This is a genomic window from Psychromonas sp. KJ10-2 (assembly GCF_047323255.1).
GTDB lineage: Bacteria > Pseudomonadota > Gammaproteobacteria > Enterobacterales > Psychromonadaceae > Psychromonas.
Genome location: NZ_CP178827.1, coordinates 1,071,377 through 1,091,932, shown reverse-complemented (window position 1 = coordinate 1,091,932; position 20,556 = coordinate 1,071,377). Strand labels below are relative to the sequence as shown.

Annotated in this window: 22 protein-coding genes and 2 pseudogenes; 17 read left to right on the top strand and 7 right to left on the bottom strand. The window is 37.3% G+C overall.

All coding sequences use genetic code 11. The features are described 5' to 3' along the window. Positions 1 to 11 precede the first annotated feature (11 nt). From ACLKL2_RS05280 to ACLKL2_RS05270, 3 genes and pseudogenes are all read left to right on the top strand, one after another. Positions 12 to 1,720, top strand: a pseudogene (locus ACLKL2_RS05280) (ATP-binding protein). A gap of 23 nt (positions 1,721 to 1,743) precedes the next feature. Next, positions 1,744 to 2,094: a response regulator transcription factor gene (locus ACLKL2_RS05275; RefSeq protein ID WP_413694256.1), complete on the top strand. Its 351-nt coding sequence runs from the start codon at positions 1,744 to 1,746 to the stop codon at positions 2,092 to 2,094. Positions 2,095 to 2,124: 30 nt separating this feature from the next. Further along, positions 2,125 to 3,027: an HD-GYP domain-containing protein gene (locus ACLKL2_RS05270; protein ID WP_413693635.1), complete on the top strand. Its 903-nt coding sequence runs from the start codon at positions 2,125 to 2,127 to the stop codon at positions 3,025 to 3,027. Between the two features lie 185 nt (positions 3,028 to 3,212). Here the strand turns inward: ACLKL2_RS05270 and ACLKL2_RS05265 are convergent, their stop codons facing one another. The 3 genes from ACLKL2_RS05265 to ACLKL2_RS05255 form a co-directional block, all read right to left on the bottom strand. Next, entirely contained in the window at positions 3,213 to 3,665 is a 453-nt protein-coding gene (locus tag ACLKL2_RS05265) for a DUF6691 family protein (protein WP_413693634.1), read from the bottom strand. Between the two features lie 15 nt (positions 3,666 to 3,680). Further along, positions 3,681 to 4,034 carry a YeeE/YedE family protein gene (locus ACLKL2_RS05260; protein WP_413693633.1) on the bottom strand — a complete coding sequence of 118 codons (354 nt, stop codon included), beginning with the start codon at positions 4,032 to 4,034 and terminating at the stop codon, positions 3,681 to 3,683. Positions 4,035 to 4,134: 100 nt separating this feature from the next. Beyond that, complete coding sequence (locus tag ACLKL2_RS05255; protein WP_413693632.1) at positions 4,135 to 4,449, bottom strand: ArsR/SmtB family transcription factor; 315 nt, start codon at positions 4,447 to 4,449, stop codon at positions 4,135 to 4,137. A 362-nt stretch (positions 4,450 to 4,811) separates the two neighbouring features. On the opposite strand from ACLKL2_RS05255, the gene ACLKL2_RS05250 reads away from it, so the two are divergent. Then, positions 4,812 to 6,476, top strand: coding sequence for an FAD-dependent oxidoreductase (locus ACLKL2_RS05250; RefSeq protein ID WP_413693631.1), 1,665 nt, complete (start codon positions 4,812 to 4,814; stop codon positions 6,474 to 6,476). A 67-nt stretch (positions 6,477 to 6,543) separates the two neighbouring features. Here ACLKL2_RS05250 and ACLKL2_RS05245 read toward each other — a convergent pair whose 3' ends face one another. Continuing rightward, positions 6,544 to 6,795 (bottom strand): DUF2999 family protein, encoded by a 252-nt coding sequence (locus ACLKL2_RS05245; RefSeq protein ID WP_113819034.1) that lies wholly within the window; start codon positions 6,793 to 6,795, stop codon positions 6,544 to 6,546. Between the two features lie 445 nt (positions 6,796 to 7,240). On the opposite strand from ACLKL2_RS05245, the gene ACLKL2_RS05240 reads away from it, so the two are divergent. The 7 genes from ACLKL2_RS05240 (at position 7,241) to ACLKL2_RS05210 (ending at position 11,137) form a co-directional block, all read left to right on the top strand. After that, positions 7,241 to 7,843, top strand: coding sequence for an EAL and HDOD domain-containing protein (locus tag ACLKL2_RS05240; protein ID WP_413693629.1), 603 nt, complete (start codon positions 7,241 to 7,243; stop codon positions 7,841 to 7,843). Then, the gene (locus ACLKL2_RS05235; RefSeq protein ID WP_413693628.1) at positions 7,828 to 8,235 is read left to right on the top strand and encodes an HDOD domain-containing protein; all 408 of its coding nucleotides are present in this window, start codon (positions 7,828 to 7,830) and stop codon (positions 8,233 to 8,235) included. Before ACLKL2_RS05240 ends, ACLKL2_RS05235 begins: the two co-directional genes overlap by 16 nt. After that, positions 8,220 to 8,441: a hypothetical protein gene (locus tag ACLKL2_RS05230; RefSeq protein WP_413693627.1), complete on the top strand. Its 222-nt coding sequence runs from the start codon at positions 8,220 to 8,222 to the stop codon at positions 8,439 to 8,441. Before ACLKL2_RS05235 ends, ACLKL2_RS05230 begins: the two co-directional genes overlap by 16 nt. Positions 8,442 to 8,718: 277 nt before the next feature. After that, positions 8,719 to 9,219 carry a YceI family protein gene (locus tag ACLKL2_RS05225; RefSeq protein WP_413693626.1) on the top strand — a complete coding sequence of 167 codons (501 nt, stop codon included), beginning with the start codon at positions 8,719 to 8,721 and terminating at the stop codon, positions 9,217 to 9,219. Positions 9,220 to 9,538: 319 nt separating this feature from the next. Then, a complete protein-coding gene (locus tag ACLKL2_RS05220; RefSeq protein WP_413693625.1) occupies positions 9,539 to 10,069 on the top strand; it encodes a redoxin domain-containing protein in 531 nt (176 codons plus the stop codon). Positions 10,070 to 10,151: 82 nt separating this feature from the next. Further along, positions 10,152 to 10,805 carry a LysE family translocator gene (locus ACLKL2_RS05215; RefSeq protein ID WP_413693624.1) on the top strand — a complete coding sequence of 218 codons (654 nt, stop codon included), beginning with the start codon at positions 10,152 to 10,154 and terminating at the stop codon, positions 10,803 to 10,805. A gap of 29 nt (positions 10,806 to 10,834) precedes the next feature. Next, the gene (locus ACLKL2_RS05210) at positions 10,835 to 11,137 is read left to right on the top strand and encodes an NUDIX hydrolase (protein WP_413693623.1); all 303 of its coding nucleotides are present in this window, start codon (positions 10,835 to 10,837) and stop codon (positions 11,135 to 11,137) included. A 176-nt stretch (positions 11,138 to 11,313) separates the two neighbouring features. Here the strand turns inward: ACLKL2_RS05210 and ACLKL2_RS05205 are convergent, their stop codons facing one another. Beyond that, positions 11,314 to 12,504 (bottom strand): MFS transporter, encoded by a 1,191-nt coding sequence (locus tag ACLKL2_RS05205; RefSeq protein WP_413693622.1) that lies wholly within the window; start codon positions 12,502 to 12,504, stop codon positions 11,314 to 11,316. A gap of 271 nt (positions 12,505 to 12,775) precedes the next feature. On the opposite strand from ACLKL2_RS05205, the gene ACLKL2_RS05200 reads away from it, so the two are divergent. Further along, positions 12,776 to 13,228, top strand: coding sequence for a hypothetical protein (locus tag ACLKL2_RS05200; protein WP_413693621.1), 453 nt, complete (start codon positions 12,776 to 12,778; stop codon positions 13,226 to 13,228). Between the two features lie 77 nt (positions 13,229 to 13,305). Here ACLKL2_RS05200 and ACLKL2_RS05195 read toward each other — a convergent pair whose 3' ends face one another. Beyond that, the gene (locus tag ACLKL2_RS05195; RefSeq protein ID WP_413693620.1) at positions 13,306 to 13,689 is read right to left on the bottom strand and encodes a PaaI family thioesterase; all 384 of its coding nucleotides are present in this window, start codon (positions 13,687 to 13,689) and stop codon (positions 13,306 to 13,308) included. A 243-nt stretch (positions 13,690 to 13,932) separates the two neighbouring features. On the opposite strand from ACLKL2_RS05195, the gene ACLKL2_RS05190 reads away from it, so the two are divergent. Next, the gene (locus ACLKL2_RS05190) at positions 13,933 to 14,472 is read left to right on the top strand and encodes a GAF domain-containing protein (protein WP_413693619.1); all 540 of its coding nucleotides are present in this window, start codon (positions 13,933 to 13,935) and stop codon (positions 14,470 to 14,472) included. After that, positions 14,445 to 14,885 (top strand): GGDEF domain-containing protein, encoded by a 441-nt coding sequence (locus ACLKL2_RS05185; protein WP_413694255.1) that lies wholly within the window; start codon positions 14,445 to 14,447, stop codon positions 14,883 to 14,885. Before ACLKL2_RS05190 ends, ACLKL2_RS05185 begins: the two co-directional genes overlap by 28 nt. A gap of 75 nt (positions 14,886 to 14,960) precedes the next feature. On the opposite strand, the gene ACLKL2_RS05180 is transcribed toward ACLKL2_RS05185, so the two are convergent. Beyond that, positions 14,961 to 15,563 (bottom strand): phosphoribosyltransferase, encoded by a 603-nt coding sequence (locus ACLKL2_RS05180; RefSeq protein WP_258546886.1) that lies wholly within the window; start codon positions 15,561 to 15,563, stop codon positions 14,961 to 14,963. A gap of 115 nt (positions 15,564 to 15,678) precedes the next feature. Here ACLKL2_RS05180 and ACLKL2_RS05175 point away from each other — a divergent pair, with 115 nt between their 5' ends. The 3 genes and pseudogenes from ACLKL2_RS05175 (at position 15,679) to ushA (ending at position 20,415) form a co-directional block, all read left to right on the top strand. After that, complete coding sequence (locus tag ACLKL2_RS05175; protein ID WP_113819213.1) at positions 15,679 to 16,254, top strand: phosphoribosyltransferase; 576 nt, start codon at positions 15,679 to 15,681, stop codon at positions 16,252 to 16,254. 324 nt (positions 16,255 to 16,578) lie between these two features. After that, positions 16,579 to 18,204, top strand: coding sequence for a methyl-accepting chemotaxis protein (locus ACLKL2_RS05170; RefSeq protein WP_413693618.1), 1,626 nt, complete (start codon positions 16,579 to 16,581; stop codon positions 18,202 to 18,204). A gap of 604 nt (positions 18,205 to 18,808) precedes the next feature. Then, a pseudogene (gene ushA / locus ACLKL2_RS05165) lies at positions 18,809 to 20,415 on the top strand (bifunctional UDP-sugar hydrolase/5'-nucleotidase UshA). The last annotated feature ends 141 nt before the right edge of the window (positions 20,416 to 20,556 follow it).

The window sequence follows — 20,556 nt, the reverse complement described above, 5'->3', positions numbered from 1 at the left end:
ATGCCAATATCATGATCGATGGCTATCAGTTTGGTCGCGTAGAAATTGGCTTGTCTATCGAAGAGCAACATTCGATCATAAACCAAGCAACAAATCACCTATCTAGCATCGCATTTGTTGAAATGTTATTCGTTGCCCTGTTTTCATTGTTACTAGGCCTGGCATTAACCAAACGATTAACTGTGTTGCAGGAAGCAACTTTAAAAGTATCACAGGGGGAAACAGGGTTACAGATTCCCATTGAAGGTAGTGATGAAGTGACGGATGCGGCGAAAGCATTTAATTTGATGTCTAAAAAAATAGGGCAGGTGACACAAAAGTTAAAATCAGATAACTCACGTATGGATACGGTGATGAATACGGTGACAGACGGTATCTTTATGGTGAGTCTTGAAGGTGATATTCATTCAATGAATCGTTCTGCTTATCAATTATTTGGGCTTGAAGAAAGCCTAAAAGTGACACAGAGTATTTATGACTTGATTCCTGAGTTTGATTTGAATGAGGTCATAACTACACAAAACAAGCATATACAAGATGTAGAAGGGCTGACCTTAAAAGGGAAACATGTTGCACTGGAAATACATTGTAATCAGATGGAGTTCGATAATCAGCAATACATTGTCGGTGTTATTCGCGATAAGACTGAGATCAATCGGCTTCAATATGAGCTTCAGGCTGTGTTTAATCTGAGTCCGAATGGCTTTATGATATTAGCTAACGATTTAAATATCTCCTATGTTAATCCTGCTTTTTATTCGATGTTTTCTATCGCACCTGAACGTTGTGAATTAGGTGGAAATAATTGGGCTTGTTTCACTGATTTCATAGAAGACTCTATTGATGATGAACACCACCAAAATTTGTCAATATTGGAAGAGTTATTAACTGAAAATGTTTTATATTTAAAGTCTCCAATTGAAAAAGTGTTAACCATTTCCCGTCGAAAAATTGATATAGCAGATCCCGACTCCTCGGACATTCTTTTCTTTGTCGATATTACCCATTTAACCATTGTAGATAAAATGAAAAGTGAATTTTTATCTACAGCCGCCCATGAGTTACGCACTCCTTTAGCCAGTATTTGTGGTTTTTCTGAACTATTGTTATTACGAGAATATGACAAAAGTGCGGCGGACGAAATGCATAAAATCATTCATCGTCAATCACTCAATTTGAAACATTTATTAGATGAGTTATTAGATTTATCTCGCATCGAGGCAAGGGCTGGTAAGGGCTTTGATATTTCTATACAGGATATTGAAACTGTTGTTAAACAGTCTTGTGAGGAAGTTGAGGGAGCCTTTAAAGGGCGTAAAGCGATGATTTATCCTGCTGTTGCATGGCCAACAACGCTTGCTTTTGATGTCGATAAAATACGTCGAGTATTAAAAAACTTGTTAAGTAATGCATTTAAGTATTCATCTAAAGATATCACCTTACTGACGGATGAAAAGGAAGAACAAGGTAAGGCATTTTTTGGCATCAGTATTATCGATAGAGGAATTGGTATGACACCGCAACAGTTGTCACGTTTGGGTGAGCGTTTTATCGAGCAGATGATTCCGGTTCAACGCCTGGTAGTGGTTTAGGAGTTTCATTAGTCAATGAAATTGTGTCTATACACGGTGGGAAGACTGAATATAGCAGTGAAAGTGGGCAGGGTATGACGGCAACGTTTTGGTTACCACTGACTGTTCAGAAATTTATTAAGGGGTAAATAATGGATAAAAAAGAGTACTTATCGTTGATGATCAAGGTGAATTACGAAAGTTAGTACGCATGACATTAGAGTTTGGCGGCTATGAACTTCATGAAGCGGGGTATGGTGAACGCGCATTGGAGCTAGCGACAGTTATTAAACCAGATTTGGTTATTTTAGATGTCATGATGCCTGGTGAGATTGATGGTTATCAAGTCTGTGAACAACTAAAAAAGGGGGCATTTGAGAAGGTACCTTATGTGATTTTATTAACGGCTAAAGGTCAAGCTTCAGATTTACAAGAAGGTGATCGAGTCGGTGCAGATGATTATTTAATTAAACCTTTTAGCCCTTTACAGCTGATTGATACTGTTAAAATAGCTTTACAGTAATCGTATGTTAACTTGATTATAGGAGGGCTTATGTCTATCAAAAATAGCATTGATACGAGTGTTAATTCATCAGTCACTAAACTGGATTTTACTTTTTCTTCGCTTGAGCCATATCATCAAGCTTTGAGTACTTTGAAAGCTGAAAATGCGGCATTACAATCACAGTTGTTTCGATATGCGGAAGATTTTCAAAAGTTATTATGTGAGCGTGATTCAGCGGCAAAAAGTGAAAATGAGAAAAACGCTGTCTATCAACAATTAGAAAGATTCAATCAAGACTTTATGATTCTATTAGCGCAGAAGGAGAAATCTTATCGTGCATTAGAATCTTCACATTTGGATACCATCAGACGATTAGCCACTGCTGCCGAATTCAAAGATGATGATACAGGTGTCCATATTGTAAGAATGAGTCGTTTCTCTGCGATGATTGCTGAGGCTTATGGGCAGGATAATGAGTATTGTAATTTACTTGAACAAGCCAGCCCAATGCATGATATCGGTAAGATCGGCGTACCTGATAGTATTCTTAAAAAATCAGGGCAGTTAACGCATGAAGAGTGGGTGGTTATGCGTAAGCACCCAGAATACGGTGCTAATATATTAGGTGGATCTGATGTGCCAGTATTAAAAATGGCTGAAGAGGTAGCACTTGCTCACCATGAAAAATATGATGGTTCAGGTTACCCTTCTCAATTGAAAGGAGAAGATATTCCCTTAAGTGGTCGTATTGTCGCTTTAGCTGATTTTTTTGATGCGTTGACCATGGACAGATGTTATCGACCTGCTTTTCCCGATCAAAAAGCATTAGCTATGGTCGAAGAGGGAAAGGGAACGCATTTTGATCCGAAAGTGGTTGATGCCTTTTTCTCTGTGAGCGATAAAATTATAGCTGAGCGTGAGAGGATTAATGCAACGAATAATGCAAGTTAAATAGGACATTGATGGCCATAATTTAAGGTGATATTGAACGAGTATTGATACCTGATAGATTCTAATCGTACTCATTTAATACATTATTGGATGATTTTTTGTTTAATAATACGGTGTGGTCATGAGTGATTTCTTTAATCGACTCATGATAATGGATGTGGTTATTGCTGTGGTCATTGCTATGGTTATCGACCGATAATTTGATTCTGAAAGTGTATTGTTCTTTTCTTGAATACTTTATCGACCAATAACATACCTATAGACATACTTAATGTAAATAATAGTATTGTTAAAGATCCTGTCCCTAAATTAGTGAGCGCTGGACCAGGGCATAATCCTGCTAACCCCCAACCTATACCAAATAACATTGCGCCTATTACAAGTTTACTATCAATATTTGTATTGGTTGAGAAGCTTATTTTATCGCCACTCAACGCAAGGTTTCTTTGTTTAATGAATACATGATAGCAAGGTGTAAAGACCAGTAAGGCACCTAATATAACAAAGGCTAAGCTTGGATCCCATTGTCCCGTGACATCTAAAAAACCAATCACTTTAGTTGGATCAATCATATTGGATATTATCATTCCAGTGCCAAATAGTAGACCTGAAATGGATGCCGACAGTAATTTTAACATGGCTAATTCTCCCTATTAACGGAAAAAGACTACAAGCATCGCGCTACCAATAAAGATACAGGTAGCTAAGATAGAGCGTTTTGATAAGCGGGCAATGCCTATAATGCCATGTCCACTTGTACAACCATTACCCAGTCGCGTCCCTATACCTACGAATAAACCCGCGATGATATATAAAGCGATAGATGGGGAAGTTAACGCAGAGGATGCATTAGGTGAAAAAAAGAAACCGAGCACCATGCCGCCAATAAAAAGTAGACGCCATAAAAAGTCTCTTTTGCGTGGCTGTAAAAGGCCGCTAAAAATACCACTAATACCGGCGACTTTACCTGAGAATAGCAGTAAAATGACAGCTGAAGTTCCTAGCAATGCACCGCCTGCTAGCGCAGACCAGGGGTAAAATTGTCCATAACTGACCTCTATCTTTTGTTTTAGTATTAGATAGCAGCGAGTCATCAGTTAGTAGCTGTTATTCAGAGACTAATGTTGGACAAAAAGCTTGTTGCATAGCCTTAAGTATAATATTGACTCTGTCGTCAGCTAACGAATAAAACACTGCTTGCGCTTCTTTTCGAATGCTTACCAATTGATTTTTCCTTAACACGCTTAAATGTTGTGAAAAGGCTGATTGGCTTAATTTTGTATGTTCACGCAGTTCAGCTACGCCCATTTCGCCCTCAGAGAGCAAACATAAAACAACCATGCGGTCTTTGTGAGCCATTACCTTTAGTAATTCACTAGCTTCGCCGGCATTTTCATGAATCATTGCTAATTTATCTTGCATATAATCTCCTTTTGATTACTAGGAGTATATTATATTAATCACACTCACTAAGTGAGCTATTTACTCGCTAAAATCACTTATCTGCTTTGTTTATCCTATTTGGCATCGCGGCATGTTTACCTCGCCTCAATAAATCAAAACCTATTTCGTTCATGTAGGTAGTTGCTCACTTATCAATATTAGTATCATAACAGTCTAATTTAGCTTGATCTACATTAATAAATGCTAAATTAGATTTTTATTTATTAGATTTATCTAATTTAAGGGGGTAGTATTTTATCTTAATTATGCATCGGTCGCCATTTTATGACCTAAATACTGTTTAGTTACAGCGTAAAATGGCATTTATCTTCGGAGGTTTTATGTCTAAAAAAATATTAATTGTAGGTGGCGTTGCTGGTGGAGCGTCGGCGGCAGCGAGAGCACGTCGTTTAGATGAGCAAGCAGAGATTATTATTCTAGAGCGTGGTGCTTATATTTCATTTGCTAATTGTGGGTTGCCGTACCACATTGGAGGAGAGATAAAATCAAGAGACACACTTATTTTACAAACGCCAGAAAGCTTTAAAAGTCGTTTTAATGTTGATATCCGCGTTCAACATGAAGTGCTCTCTATTGATAAACAAGCTAAAACCATAACAATTAAAAATAGAGAGACTAATACTGAGTATGATGAATCTTATGATGCATTGATCTTAAGTCCAGGAGCTAGTCCATTTGTACCTGATATTGCTGGCATAGATAACCATTTAACGCATCGCCTACGCACTTTGCCAGATATGGATGCAATCATGGCATCTATTGAAATCAATAAACCCAAACATGCCACAGTATGTGGTGGAGGTTTTATTGGTTTGGAAATGGTTGAAGCGCTTCGTCATTGTGATATTCAAGTGACTTTGGTGGAATTCGCACCACAAGTGATGGGGCCCGTGGATATGGAAATGGCTAATATGCTGCATAATGAGTTAATTGCTCATGATGTCAACTTAGTACTAGGTAAAGCCTTACAACAGGTCAAACCTTGTAATGCCAATGATTCCGATTTAACGTTAGTGTTAAATGATCAAACCGAGCTAAACACCAATTTATTAATTATGGCGGTTGGGGTAAAACCTGAAACATCACTAGCAATAACAGCCGATCTTGAAATCGGTTGTTTAGGCGGGATAAAAGTGGATGAATTTATGTGTACCAGTGATTCGTCTATTTATGCGGTTGGTGATGCCGTAGAAACACCTGAATATGTCACTGGTGATGCAATGCTTGCACCATTAGCAGGGCCTGCAAATCGCCAGGGGCGATTAGCGGCGAATGTTATATTTGGAGCAAAGGAAACTTACGCTAGAACACAAGCCACGGCTATTTGTAAAGTGTTTGATCTCGCTGTAGCAAGTACTGGCTTAAATGAAAAAACTTTACAGAAAAAACAGATTCCTTATCAGAAAATTTATGTGCATGCTGCAAATCATGCAGGGTATTACCCTGGCGCACATCCGGTATCCTTGAAGTTATTATTTTCACCTGAGCAGGGACAAATATTAGGTGCGCAAGCGGTCGGAAAAGAGGGCGTTGATAAACGTATTGATGTTATCTCTGTTGCACAACGTGCAGGTATGACGGTATTTGATTTACAAGATCTTGAGTTATGTTATGCGCCACCATTTGGTTCTGCACGAGACGTGGTGAATCAAGCTGGTTTGGTTGCTTCGAATGTAATTAAAGGTGAGGAAGTTGAGTTTCATAGTGATTTTTTAACGTCGTTATCCGATCAACATGTTTTAGTTGATGTACGCGGTGAAGGGGAAGTCGCTAACAGTGGTATGTTACCAAATGCGATTAATATTCCATTGGATCAATTACGTCAATCATTAACACAGTTACCTCAAGACAAGGAGATACTGGTGTATTGTCAAGTGGGGTTACGAGGTCATGTAGCCAGTCGTTTATTGACTAACTTAGGTTATAAGGTGAGAAACTTAAGTGGTGGTTATAAAACTTACTTATTAGCAAATCAGGTTAACTAATTATTACTTTGCAATAGAGATGTTGAAGCATTGAGTTAAGTGATTAACTCAATGCTTTTTTGCTTAATTATGGTTTTAACTTCTCTTTTGCGGCTTCAACTTTTGCAAAATCTAATCCCAACTCATCAGTTGCTTCTTTAATCAGCGCTGGGTTTTCCATAATAGTGGCCATTAATTGTTTTAATTGCTCTGGTGGAATACCTAATTGTTGAATTAGACCTAATGCCATCATTGGATTATCAGTGAGTGCTTCAAATAATGAGGCGATTTTCTGATCGCTAACATTATGTTCTTTTAGGATAGCTAAAATTGGATTCATAAAAGACCTTATCTTGTTGTTTGTTAAGTAATCGTAAATACACTTATTTACTGTGGTGGTTATCATATAACTTTCCATCGATTTCAGTACATAGGGATTTAACAAAAATCAATTAAAAATCTGACAAATAGAATGGTTTTGACTGGCTAAATTGAGATAAACATGGGTTAGGATATAAATTGTACGTTAAAACCACTAAACTATTTGATTTCATACTTTTTGTACTACCATCTTTATAGCTCACAATTCTTTATTTTATGCTTTTATTTTTATTTTTTATAATATAAATTCAAAGATAAATCTGTCATTGTTGTTTGATATCAATTGTTAGCAAAATTTATACATACATACTTATAAGCCAATAAGAATAGATATAGTGAACTTGTCTTTATGTGGTTTACTAAAATAAAAATAATATTATTAATCATTTTAATTTAGGTGGGATATGTCTTCTTATGTAGCACGGCAGCCAATTGTAGACAGGGATAAGCAAACTGTCGCGTTTGAATTATTATACCGAGATGGTGAAGAGAACTCTTTTCCTGATGTGAGCGCGGATTATGCCACTAAGAGTATATTAGTTAATCAGATACTCGTTCACCAGAAGCGAATTTTGGACGATAAGACTGGGTTTGTAAATTTTGGTTATGAAAGTTTATTAGAGCGTCTTCCATTTGACTTCCCACATCAAAACTATGTTATCGAAATCTTAGAGAATTGCCCGCCGAGTAAGGAACTATTTAATATTGTTGTTGAACTGAAGCAGAAAGGCTATTGTGTTGCTTTAGATGATTTTGTCCCTAGTAAAGAATGGCGTTGTTTTTATCCTTATATTGATATTATTAAATTTGATATTACAACTTACTCCTTGGATAAAGCGGCTGCCTATTTAAAAAAATTGGCTGTTTACGATATAAAGTTTTTAGCGGAGAAAGTCGAAAGCTATGAAGAGTTTCATCAAGCTAAAGCTGCGGGTTTTGAATTGTTTCAAGGGTACTTTTTAGTAAACCTGAAATTATTCAAAGTAAAATATTGGACTCTACGGTAAGTTCAAAAATTCAGTTATCAGTGGCGATAGCACAGGAAACGTTAGATTTAGTGTTAATAGAAAATATTATTGCAAGCAATCCAGGTTTGTCCTTTAAGTTATTAAACTTTGTGAATGAATATTCAAAATTACGATCTCCAATAAAGTCACTGCAGCAGGCTTTAATTTACCTTGGTGAAGATAGGGTTCGTAAATTTATTACTTTTGTCGTTATTAAGACATTAAACTCTGACAAACCCTCTATCTTAAGTAATATGTCGTTACAGCGCGCAAAATTCTTTGAAATGTTACTCTCTTCAATGGGCTTAGAGCATAAAAAGAGTTGGGCTATTTATGTGGCATGCTATCAATTATCGATGCGTTATTGGACGCTGATATGGAAGCAATTCTAATGCCTCTTAATATCAATCAGGAGATAAAAGATGCGTTACTAGGCGGTGAGGGGGTCTTGAATAAAATGATTAAGCTAGCTGAAGCTGTTGAAGTCTCTAATTGGGATAAAGTCGATCAATTAACTAAGGTACTGGGAATAACTGAGTCGCAGGTTATTAACTCTTCTGTTGAATCCACGCTTTGGGCTGATGAAATATCAGCCTGATTATGTATGTTAATCAATCGGAGTCATCAAATCTCTGTTAACTGATTGATTAAATGTTCATGTTTGATATTGTTGTTGGGCTTTACTTGAAGCACTGTAGTCAACTATCCACCGTAAATATGGAATGATTGTACTTAACATGATGTTAAGACGATGGTATTTGTAGGTTTTTTAATTTAACTAAAATTAATGGAGATTTTCATGAAAGTGCTATCAGGACTTGCATTCTTCCTCACTTTTTATCACCAAATGTATGGGCGCAATGGGATCTCATCCAATGACAGCTCCGGAGTTGAATTTTGTGACAGTAAAAAGCTTGAAAATAGGCGAAGTTCACCGCTTTGAACATTTAACCGGTTCAATTAGCGATACTGGTCAAGTGACTTTAAATATCGATTTAAATAGTGTTGAAACCAATATTGGTATTCGTAATGAGCGAATCAAAAAGCAGTTGTTTGAAACCGATAATTTTTTGCAAGCAACGGCCAGTGGGTTTATCAATGTAAATAAGGTCGCGAGACTTGAAGTTGGCGATACTTACACGGAATCCGTCCAGCTCACTTTATCTTTCCATGGTATTGCTCATAAAGTGACTAATGATGTGCAGGTAACTAAATTAAAAGATGATAAATTATCAGTCACTTCATTAATGCCATTGGTGATTAATGCCAGTAATTATGGGCTAACTGAAGGTGTTGAAAAATTAAGAGCACTGGCTGGATTACCTTCCATAAGTGATGTAGTGCCTGTCACGTTTAGCTTGATCTTCAACCCTTGAAAAGATCATTTGTCTATTACATCCATTACTTGGAACTATTAATCTAAGCAAATGGATGTAATGATAGTTGGAGTAATACCAATCATAGTAAGTAACTGATCTATTTTACTTGTTAAAACAACTTATTTTTTCGTTGTAAGTTTCGTATAGGGAACAACCATTTACATCAACTTACGCCTCAAACTAAGCCATTTTTCCGGCGCAAAATTTAGATCAGTTATTTAATACAATTGGTATAATATATTCATAAATTGAATATTACTGGAAAACTTCACACCCTATAAATTCATTTATTTTCACTATCGAAGGAGTCATAAAGATGCATACATCATTACCGGCGGGTTCAGCATTCCCTAATATTGTAGTAACAGACCTTGAAGATAACATTATTGAGTTGGGAAAAATATCTACCACGGCAGACTGGAAAATGGTCGTTGTTTATCGTGGTAAGCATTGCCCTCTATGTACAAAATATCTAAACCTATTAGAGACCTATAAGCAAAGAATTGAAGATAATGGTGTTGAAATTGTTGCGGTATCTGCAGACAGCAAAGCACAACTTGAAGGGCATTTATCTGACTTGCAAGTCTCTTTCCCACTGTATTATGGTTTAACCATAGAGCAGATGCAGGTCTTAGGTTTGTATATCTCCAACCCTCGCTCTGAGAAAGAGACAGATCATAAATTTGCTGAGCCAGGCATGTTTGTTATCAATGAAAAAGGACAAGTACAGGTATTAGATATCTCTAACGGTCCTTTGGCGCGCCCTGAAATCGGTACCCTAGCAGCAGGTTTAGAGTTTATTAAAGCACCTGAAAATGATTACCCGATCCGTGGCTCCTTCGAGTAATACTTTAAGCTAATAGGGTGTATCCCATTATTTAATGGGTCACCTGACTACTATTAAAAGCAACACTATTAAGAGTGAATAAATGGAATTAAGTACTTGGTTGGTTTATATCAGTGTGATTAGCCTATTATTGTTTAGCCCTGGACCGTCTGCACTATTGTGTATTTCTGATGGGGTTAAATTTGGCTATAAAAAGTCTATTCCGACTATCTTAGGCGGTGCATTATCAGCGCTGCTGTTGATGACAGTATCAGCTATTGGCTTAGGTGCGGTGCTTGCTGCATCAGAAATGCTATTTTTAGTGATTAAGATACTAGGTGCAGCATACCTTATCTATTTAGGATGGAATTCATGGCGTGAAGGTGCAGTGAAATTACCGAGCACCAAGACCCCACAACAAGACTCATCGACATTGATTTACTCGCCTGATAAATTATTTAAAAAGAGTTTTATGGTTGGTATTAGTAACCCTAAAGACCTGCTGTTTTTTATTGCGTTATTTCCGAGTTTTATGAATGCAGACGAGCCACAAATGCCTCAATATCTGATCTTAGCCAGTACTTGGTTTTGTTTAGAATATTTATTGATGTCAGTTTATACTGGGCTAGGTGCAAAAATGGCACCTGTATTTGCTAACCCTGCTCCTATGCGTTGGGTCAATCGTACCTTAGGGACTGTTTTTGTTGGTTTAGGAGGTATGTTAGCTGTTTCTGCTTTATTGACTAAAAAACTATAAAGCTCGTTTACTTTACTTAAGGAATAAATGTGTCAAAAGAGATTGATAAATTAGCTTGGTTATTGGTACAAGATGGGAAGTTATTAGTGGCTCGCTCGCATAATAAATCTTTGTTTTATTTACCCGGTGGCAAGCGCGAATTGGCAGAGTCTGATCAGCAAGCACTTAGCCGTGAAATTAATGAAGAGCTATCAGTTAACTTACACAGTGATAGCATTCGTTATGCGCAAACATTTTATGCCGAGGCTGATGGGCAACAAGAGCCTGCGATCGTTAAACTAAGCTGTTACTTTGCGGAGTTCGAAGGGAGTTGGTCGCGAGCGCTGAGATAGCTGAAATTAAATGGTTAAGCTTACCAAGAAAAAGCACAGTGCTCGCTAGGTGCAATAAAGGTCTTTGAATGGCTTAAACAGCAACAAGCCATATAGTTAACCCAGTATTGTAGCGAATGATACCACTCTTTATATCAATGACACTCACCGCTTTTCGCTAATCAGTGTCATTGCTGTTATACATCTTCATCTAGTTTTATATCGCGCCCACCAAGATAACCAAATACACCAGATAAAAAACAAGTAATGGCACATAACCACAGTGTGGTTGTCCAGCTTTCAAAGTAAGCATGCAACATACCCGTTGCAATAGGTCCGATTGCCGCTAAGGTATAGCCTAGTGATTGTGCCATGCCCGACAATGACGCTGCTTGTAGAGAATGGTTTGTGCGATAACTAATATAAGAGAGACCTAAGATAAAGATAGCGCCTGAAGAAAAGCCTAATAAAATAGACCAGACAAAGGCCGCATCAGGTAAATACAACAAACCTAAAAAGCAAATGCTACCAATAATCGCTAAAGATATTGCTAATATACTTTGGTCTTTTAACTTTGCTAATAATGGAATTAATATTAATCCTGGCGTTGCTGTCGCTAATTGAAAAGTACCGTGCAGCACACCCGCTTCTTGAGCTGTGTAGCCAGTCTCCATCAATATGTTAGGCAACCAAGCAATAATGATATAGGTGAAAAATGAATTAAAGCCTAAACATAAGGTGATCTGCCAAGCTAAGGCATGATGCCAAATTTTACCATTAGTGATTGGTGCTAATAGGCCTTTAGTTAGTTTGGTGTGAAGTCGTAACTGCGGTATCCAAATAATGATACTGATTAACGTGAGTATGCCATAGCATGATAATGCCACTGCCCAACCAATATCTTTGTAGGCGGCTAATGGAATGAGTAGGGCAGAATAACTACCTGAAAATATCCCCATGGACAATACGTACGCCGAGGTCATTAAGGCCACTTTATGTGGGAAGTCACGTTTAATTAAACTGGGTAATAATACGTTTCCAATAGCAATACCCACACCAATGATCGCGGTGCCTACATAAAGTACAATAACTGAGTCAATTAAGCGTGAACTTAAGCCAATGGCGATCAATATTAGTGCAAGAAATAATGATATTTCTAAACCTTGTTTTTTAGCTAATTTCGCGGCAACGGGGGATGCAAAAGCAAAGGCCAGTAGAGGTAAGGTTGTTAGCATACCTGCTTGAGAGGCACTAAGGTCAAAATAACTAATTATTTGGTCTAATACTGGACCAAGACCTGTGACTGGTCCTCGCAAGTTAGCCGCTATTAATAGGATACCTAAAACTAATATAAAAGAGGCAAAACGAGAACGTGTTGAGATTAACATGGATATAATAAGCTCTGAAATTAAAAGAATAATTATATCAGATCTCCTAAGGTGAACGTATGATATTCATACTTTTTGTTGATTTACTTTCAGGCACTGAAATGGGTATCTGTTGCGTTTAAATTTTACATGTCTTATTGCCTTCGCTTCAGGTAAAATCCAGCTTATTTTTTCCCAAATACTCAGCAAGTGATCGTGATGATTCTGTTGGATAGAAGTTACCTCAAGGAATCTGATTGAGATAACCTTATAATTTTTTAATAGGAATAACATGTTAATTGTTGATTACCAAAGTAAAAGCTACTTCCGTTTTTTAAGTAATATGTCGAAAATTGCACAGCATAAAACACGCTTTTTAATTACCTTTAATGGTGGTGATGAATCTCAACTTGCTGAGTTTAGCGAGGCACTTACCTCAGAAACAAATAGTGGTATACAAAGTAATAACGTTATTGAACAAAAAGCTTCTGAGGAAGAGGTTGCTGCATTATTTTCTCAAGCACGAGATACACGTGATATTTTAACTTTTGCAAAAGCGGATCGCTTATTCGATAAAAAAACGGCAGTAAAAGCATCTCATGAGCGTGATAACGGCTTTGATTTAAATAATCTGTTTAAGCAGATTGCTAAACATAACGGTATTGTTGTTCTAGCGCCTCTACAGAAACAAATTTTGAGTGCTTCTATGTCAACTAAAATGGATGTTTTGGTACGTTTTAAATAGGTTTAAATAAAGATAACAATGAAGTGATTCTATCACTTCATTGTTATTAAGACAGTCTTATTAAGTCAGTGGGCTAGTTACGCATCTTCAATAACTGCATAAGTACCAGTAGCATAAGCCACTAACACTTCTTTTTCATCGAATAATTCAATGGTCACAAATGTAGTTGTTCTGCCTTGGCGTTTGACACTGGCCGACGCTAGTAAGTACTTTCCTAATGCGGGCTTCAGGTAGTTAATCTTAATTTCCATTGTCACAGCCGTATAACCAGATTGTAAATTCGATACGGCCGCATACCATCCTGTATTATCCATCAAGGTTGAAATAACACCACCATGTACAAACCCTTTGTGTTGTAGATGATAAGGCTGAGTATGTAGCTCAACGTTAGCTTGGCCTTCTGTGAAGTCTTTTAATTTGGCACCTGTGTGCTCTAAAAATGGGAAATGGATCTCTTTCATTAATAATTCCTTAGGGTGGATAATACAAAAATGCAGTGGATATTGAGATTGCTTAATGCTATTTGATATATTGATATTAATAAGGTGCCGATCATCGCAACAAAATCGGAATAACTTAAATGAGTAAAGGAGAAGTTTCCAATCATTTTATGTTTAACTTATCATGCTTAGTACTTAAGTGTTAATTTTTAGCTTTTTAGTTGTTATAGTTTAGGTTCTTTGCTTTTTTGTTCAGGATTATTTATGAAAAACCCAGATATTCCCAGTAATGAAAAACAGCGTTTAGCGATGCTTAAGTCCTTGGAAGTCTTGGACACATTAGCAGAGGAGCGCTTTGATCGTATTACTAGGCTTGCTAAACGCTTGTTTGATGTTCCCATTGCTTTAGTGACTTTAATAGATGAAAACCGTCAATGGTTCAAATCATGTATTGGGCTTGATATTAATGAATGGCCTCGTGAAACCTCTTTTTGTGGCCATGCTATTTTAGGTGATGAGATATTGGTTATTCCTGCCGCAAGCAAGGATCTTCGCTTTTACGATAATCCCCTAGTCATAGATGAACCTAAAGTAGAATTTTATGCTGGATGTCCGCTAGTTATCAACGGATATAGATTAGGGACTATTTGTATTGCAGATCATTATGCTCGTGAATTTAGTAAAGATGATTGTGATGCCTTAAAAGATTTAGCTAAAACAGTGGAATTCGAGTTGTCTGCTGTGCAATTAGCCACTCAAGATGATCTAACAGGTCTATTAAATCGCCGTGGTTTCTCTCTTTAGCCCAAAACTCACTTAATCTATGTAATAGAAGTGAGCTTCCTGCATCTTTAGTCTATCTTGATTTAGATCGCTTTAAAGCGATTAATGATACCTTTGGTCATGAGGTTGGCGATCAAGTCTTAACTATTTTTGCAAAAGTATTAGGTGATAATTTTCGTTCTTCAGATGTTATTGGACGCTTGGGCGGTGATGAGTTTGTAGTGTTATTTAGTAATACAGATGCTGCTAATACTGAACAATTAATGTCAACGTTAACCATGGCATTGCAGACGGAACTTGATGATAATAAAATCACCTTAGATGTTTGTTTTCTCTATGGCATTACTGAGTACAACGTGGATAAGCATAATGATATTCAGCAGCTACTGTCTGAGGCCGATCACGCTATGTATCAATGTAAGTACAATGAATAAAATAAAGGATATTTAAAACAATTAAGCAGTTGTGTTAGTAACTACTTAATTTTTTAACGAAGTAACAGGATCTGTTTAGCCAATGGATTTTTTGGTGAAAAACTCAGGAACAATAGATTTATAAGCAAATGACTTATGTTCTTTAATCTCTTCCAATGATAAGCCTTGCAACTCATAGGGAAATACTACCCAATCGTCAGTTGAATGAACAAAGTAATCGGGACCTGCACAATCTGTTAATGTCTTTTTCTTCCAAACCGTGGCAATACGTACATCTTCAGGCATATTTCGCTTTAGCCTTGCTTTCAGCTCACTGATCACTGCTTCTGCATTTTTACCTGAGCGGTACATATCATCGACGATCAGCAGTTTATCATCTGCATTAAGCTGTTTAACTAAGTAAGTTAGACCATGGACATTAATCGGTTGATCACCTGTTGTTTGTTGGTGATAACTGTCAAAACCACCATAGGAAGTTCGGATTGATATATGGTCGGTTTTTATACCTAATGTTTGTAAACATTCCTGCACGTAAATACCCACTGAGCTACCGCCTCTCCATAACCCTACAATAAAAGTCGGTTTAAAGTCGCTGGCAATAATTTGCGTTGCTAATTGGAAAGATTCCTCAATTAAGGTGTCTTCATCTAAAAATATTTTTTCGTCGTATTTAGCCAAGAAATCACCCATTTATTGTGTTATGTTTATTGGAATTTATTGAAAAAATTAGAACATAAAGTCACTTTATATTCAATCACTAGTGACATTAACTTTAAGCAGATTTGGAAGTGATATGGCAGAAAAACAATATTTAACCGCTCAAAATTTATTAGAAGATTCATATGCTTTAGCACGTCAAATTTTGGATAGTGATTTCAAACCAACCTTTATCGTCGCTATATGGCGTGGCGGTGCACCTATTGGTATTGCTGTACAAGAGTTTTTAGCCGTGCATGGTATTGAGTCTGACCATATTGCTATTCGTACTTCTTCTTATGCTGCCGCTATCGATCAGCAGCAAAAAGAGGTGAAAGTTCATGGTTTAAATTACCTGGTGAAGAATCTAGAACATCATGATCGCCTGTTATTAGTTGATGATGTTTATGATACAGGGCGCTCCATTGAAGCAATTATCAAAGAGCTACAGCGTAAAACACGCTTAAATATGCCTGAAGATGTTCGTGTTGCTGTGCCGTATTTTAAGCCAACACGTAATCAAACGGATAGAGTGCCAGATTACTACTTACATGAAACCGATGCTTGGTTGAAGTATCCGCATTCATTAGAAGGGTTGTCGGCTGAAGATATAGCTGCAAAACGTCCGCGTTTATACGAAATCATTAAAGATTTTTTACCTGCTGAAAAGTAGCATCGCATTATTCAGTTTATAGTCAGAGGGTTTCCTCTCTGACTACTTTTCCTGTTAACTTTCCTTCTCTTTTTAACTCATGCTTACCTCTATTTTGCCCATTTATCAAAATAAAATACCTTAGATAGGTACTTAAACTAAACAAACTCAGTAATACCATGGCCTGTATTAAGATGGCAAAAAACTATGGCTTTATAGAATTTTTTTACTTTTCTAAGCCGTTATTTATTTTATCTAAACAGAAGTAATTTTTTTATATTTAAATGGAGTATTCGCTATTAACACACTAATCTTATGGTTTTTAGATACTCCTTGAGAAAATATATGACAATTAATTTACGCTTAGTGATTGGCTTTGGTGTGGTGATGTTAATGATGTTGATATTGAATTTTATCAGTATCCATCGTGTTAATTTTATTGATGATACGATCACCGAAATTACGGATGTTAATGCAGTTAAACAACGCTATGCCATCGATTTTAGAGGCAGTGTTCACGACCGTGCTATTGCATTGCGAGATATCGTATTAGCAAGAACAGCGTCTGAGATGCATGTCGCAATGGAAGCGTTAGCGCGATTAGGTGAGAGTTACCATCAATCATCATTGGCAATGAATAAGATTATTGAGTCGGATATGGCTACTCTTGATGAAAAAAGCATCTATCAACAGATTAAACAGATAGAGTCTCAAGCGATGCCATTAGTTACTCAGATCATCGATGCCAAACGTGCAGACAACATTAACTCTGCCAATGAGATATTACTTAATCAAGCCAAACCAGCTTTTATCGAATGGTTAGCTGTGATTAATGAGTTTATTGATTATCAAGGTATTGCTAATCAAGAAGCGACAAAAGAGGTGCGAATAGTTGCAAGCTCATTTCAAAGCTGGATGGTCAGTTTAACCAGTTTTGCCATTCTCCTTGGTTTATTTGTGGCCTTCCGTATCAGTTACCAAGTTAAACAGTCCGTAGGTGGTGATCCCCAAGAGGCTGCTAAAGTGGTGTCTAAAATATCACAGGGGAATCTCACAGGTAAAATAGTGTCTTGTTGTCCAAACAGTATGATGGCTTCAATTGGCATTATGCAGCAACAGTTAAAGTCCACTGTGAATAATATTATTGCTTCTTCTTCTGAGTTATCAGAACGAGCAACATCAGTGACTGCGGGGTCGTTACAAGCGTTAACCGCCGCAGACCAACAGGTAGCACAAACCAAAGATGCACAGGTGCGCTTAGTATCAATGACTGAAAGTATCGATAATGTGGTTGATACGGTGAAACAAACTGAAGATAACTCTATAAGCACAGCGACATTATCGCAGCAAGGTAAAGAGGCCGTGCAACATGTTGCTAATGAGATTGGCAATATATCTACTACTGTTAACGCTACGGTATCGCAAATTACTATTTTACAGGAGAGAACCCGAGAGATTGGTGAGATTATTAATGTCATCCGAAGTATTTCTGACCAAACTAATTTATTAGCATTAAATGCCGCGATAGAAGCTGCTCGTGCAGGCGAAACAGGCAGAGGGTTTGCGGTGGTTGCCGATGAAGTACGTCAATTAGCGATCAGAACAGGTGATGCAACGGGCGAGATTGAATCCATGATAAATCAAGTGCAAGGAGATACAGAAGCCTCTGTGAGAGCAATGGAGACAACCGTACCTCAAGTTGAGAAGGGGTTAACATTAACCCATCAAGCGAATCAGTTATTAAATGATATACAGCGTCAAGCTGATGACTCGTTGGCTAAGGTACAAGAAGTGGTCTCCGCAACTCATCAACAAGTTGTTACTATTTCTGATGTTTCTAATGGTGTTGAGGAGATTTCAGTGATGGCAAAAGAGACTAGCGAAACCTTAAAAAATAATCTGCATCAAGCCGAGTTATTGGAAGCACTCTCGAAAAAATTAAATAAAGATACCGAGTATTTCAGTGTATAAATAGCAAAAATTGAATCCAAAAGAGAGGCTTTGGTTAAGTATCAAAGCCTCTCTTTTTACTCCTATATTGTATGACTAATTAAGCAGGTGACAAGACACTTTTCCACAATAAATATCTGCTTAAAACCCACCTTAAATAATGCTTTCTTTTCATCAAGTTCATTGCATTTAGCTTGTTAGCGATGTAATCAAAGCCACATATTACATCTTGCTAGTCAACAATATGTCATTATTATATCAATTTGAATAAATGGTCAAGATACCTTAGCACCAATAAAGAGCGTTACTTGACCCTTTGGTCAGTATTGTGTTTGCCTTTAACTATTCAAATAACACTATTTTTAAGTTGATATGCTGATATTGGTTAATCTGTATCACCAATTTGGGGCGTTAAAGCACCAAATTTGAACTATTTCAGTACATCAATTAACCATAAGTTGTGTTGATTTTAATCATGCTTTGATAGATGGTTTAAATAGTGGTTGGGTTCATGGAATAGTAATAACCCGTTATTAAACTACGTTATAGACAACTAGTTTACCGAGTTTAAGGGATTAAATTGATGGATACAAAACAGATGAAATACGCAAGTTTAGCTTTGATTATGCTTGCAGGAAGTAGTGTTTTAAATGCTCAAACTAATGATCACCATGATTGGGTTGCTGATCAAGAATATAAGTTGACCATTTTACATACCAATGACAACCATGGGCACTTTTGGCAAAATAAATATGGCGAATATGGTATGCCGGCTAGAGCAACATTAATCAACTATATTCGAGCAGAAGTAGAGGCTGAAGGCGGGGCTGTTCTGTTACTGTCTGGCGGTGATGTTAATACTGGTGTACCCGAATCCGATTTACTTGATGCAAAACCTGACTTTATCGGCATGAATATGATTGGTTACGATGCGATGGCTGTGGGTAATCATGAGTTTGATAATCCTTTAGATGTGCTAGCTCAGCAAGCTGATTGGGCTAACTTTCCTTTTTTAGCGGCAAACATATACAAAGATGGCAAGCGTATGTTTGATGCTTACAAAATTTTTGATAAAGCGGGCGTTAAAATAGCGGTGATCGGCTTAACTACTGAAGATACCGTGAAAATTGGTAATCCCGAATTTATTAAGCAAGTGACCTTTACTGATCCTAAAGTAGAAGCTAAGCAAGTCATTGCAGAGTTAAAAGCCACTGAAAAACCAGATGTTATTATCGCGGCAACCCACATGGGACACTACCTGAATGGTAACAGTGGTGCGAATGCACCTGGTGATGTGCAATTAGCTCGTTACCTTGAACCTGGTGACCTTGATATGGTTGTTGGCGGACACTCTCAAGAACCTGTGTGTATGGAAGGAAAAATAAATACGCAAGTTTCAAAGCGGGTGATGCATGTACCCCTGATCAGCAAAATGGTACTTACATCGTTCAAGCTCATGAATGGGGTAAATACGTAGGGCGTGCCGATTACACCTTCAAAAATGGTGAGCTAACATTGCAGTCATACCAATTAATTCCGGTTAATCTAAAACACAAAGTTGCCTGGGAAGATGGTAAAAAAGTCCGCGTTTTTGTTGAGCAAGAGATTGTTCAAGATGAAGAAGTGCTAAACACCTTAAAACCATTCCAAGAACAAGGCCAAGAAGCATTAAATATTGTTGTGGGTAGTACCGATGGTTTGTTACAGGGGGAACGTAAAGTCGTTCGTAATAACCAAACTAACCTAGGTTACTTGATTGCAACATCTCATAAGCAACGCGTACAAGCTGACTTTTCAGTCATGAATTCTGGTGGTATTCGTGCTTCTATTGAAACGGGCGATATTACCTACAAAGATATTTTAACCGTACAACCTTTTGCCAATACCGTCACCTATGTGGACATGAGTGGTGCTGAAGTCATGGACTACTTAAAACAAGTTGCTACTAAACAGAAAGATTCTGGTGCTTATCCACAGTTTTCAGGTATCACTATGAAAATCAATGGTATGCAGCTTAGTCAGGTAATGATTTCAGGTAAGCCAATCCAAGTTGAACAACAGTATCGTTTCAGTGTGCCCTCGTTTAATGCAGCTGGTGGTGATGGATATCCTAATATTACGCAACATCCCACCTATGTAAATACAGGGTATGTGGATGCGGAAGTATTAAAGGATTATGTCCAATCTCATTCCCCTATTAAGGTCGCTCAATTTATTCCTGAGTACCAATAATCTCTTACTATTCCATCATTATTTAGGGAATAAAAAAGTAAATAATTTATCAGTTAAACAAAACTGTCATAAAGCCCTGTTAACTTCATGCGCTTTGTGATTTCTGACGCGTCTATTTTCAAAACGGGTTCGTCATATTTT

Excerpts from the sequence above, each read along its gene's own strand:
- ACLKL2_RS05205 (WP_413693622.1), bottom strand. The coding sequence starts at position 12,504 with ATGTTAATCTCAACACGTTCTCGTTTTGCCTCTTTTATATTAGTTTTA.
- ACLKL2_RS05195 (WP_413693620.1), bottom strand. The coding sequence starts at position 13,689 with ATGAAAGAGATCCATTTCCCATTTTTAGAGCACACAGGTGCCAAATTA.
- ACLKL2_RS05255 (WP_413693632.1), bottom strand. The coding sequence starts at position 4,449 with ATGCAAGATAAATTAGCAATGATTCATGAAAATGCCGGCGAAGCTAGT.
- ACLKL2_RS05175 (WP_113819213.1), top strand. The coding sequence starts at position 15,679 with ATGGCAGAAAAACAATATTTAACCGCTCAAAATTTATTAGAAGATTCA.
- ACLKL2_RS05245 (WP_113819034.1), bottom strand. The coding sequence starts at position 6,795 with ATGAATCCAATTTTAGCTATCCTAAAAGAACATAATGTTAGCGATCAG.
- ACLKL2_RS05250 (WP_413693631.1), top strand. The coding sequence starts at position 4,812 with ATGTCTAAAAAAATATTAATTGTAGGTGGCGTTGCTGGTGGAGCGTCG.
- ACLKL2_RS05270 (WP_413693635.1), top strand. The coding sequence starts at position 2,125 with ATGTCTATCAAAAATAGCATTGATACGAGTGTTAATTCATCAGTCACT.
- ACLKL2_RS05220 (WP_413693625.1), top strand. The coding sequence starts at position 9,539 with ATGCATACATCATTACCGGCGGGTTCAGCATTCCCTAATATTGTAGTA.
- ACLKL2_RS05200 (WP_413693621.1), top strand. The coding sequence starts at position 12,776 with ATGTTAATTGTTGATTACCAAAGTAAAAGCTACTTCCGTTTTTTAAGT.
- ACLKL2_RS05225 (WP_413693626.1), top strand. The coding sequence starts at position 8,719 with ATGACAGCTCCGGAGTTGAATTTTGTGACAGTAAAAAGCTTGAAAATA.
- ACLKL2_RS05240 (WP_413693629.1), top strand. The coding sequence starts at position 7,241 with ATGTCTTCTTATGTAGCACGGCAGCCAATTGTAGACAGGGATAAGCAA.
- ACLKL2_RS05265 (WP_413693634.1), bottom strand. The coding sequence starts at position 3,665 with ATGTTAAAATTACTGTCGGCATCCATTTCAGGTCTACTATTTGGCACT.
- ACLKL2_RS05170 (WP_413693618.1), top strand. The coding sequence starts at position 16,579 with ATGACAATTAATTTACGCTTAGTGATTGGCTTTGGTGTGGTGATGTTA.
- ACLKL2_RS05230 (WP_413693627.1), top strand. The coding sequence starts at position 8,220 with ATGGAAGCAATTCTAATGCCTCTTAATATCAATCAGGAGATAAAAGAT.
- ACLKL2_RS05190 (WP_413693619.1), top strand. The coding sequence starts at position 13,933 with ATGAAAAACCCAGATATTCCCAGTAATGAAAAACAGCGTTTAGCGATG.
- ACLKL2_RS05215 (WP_413693624.1), top strand. The coding sequence starts at position 10,152 with ATGGAATTAAGTACTTGGTTGGTTTATATCAGTGTGATTAGCCTATTA.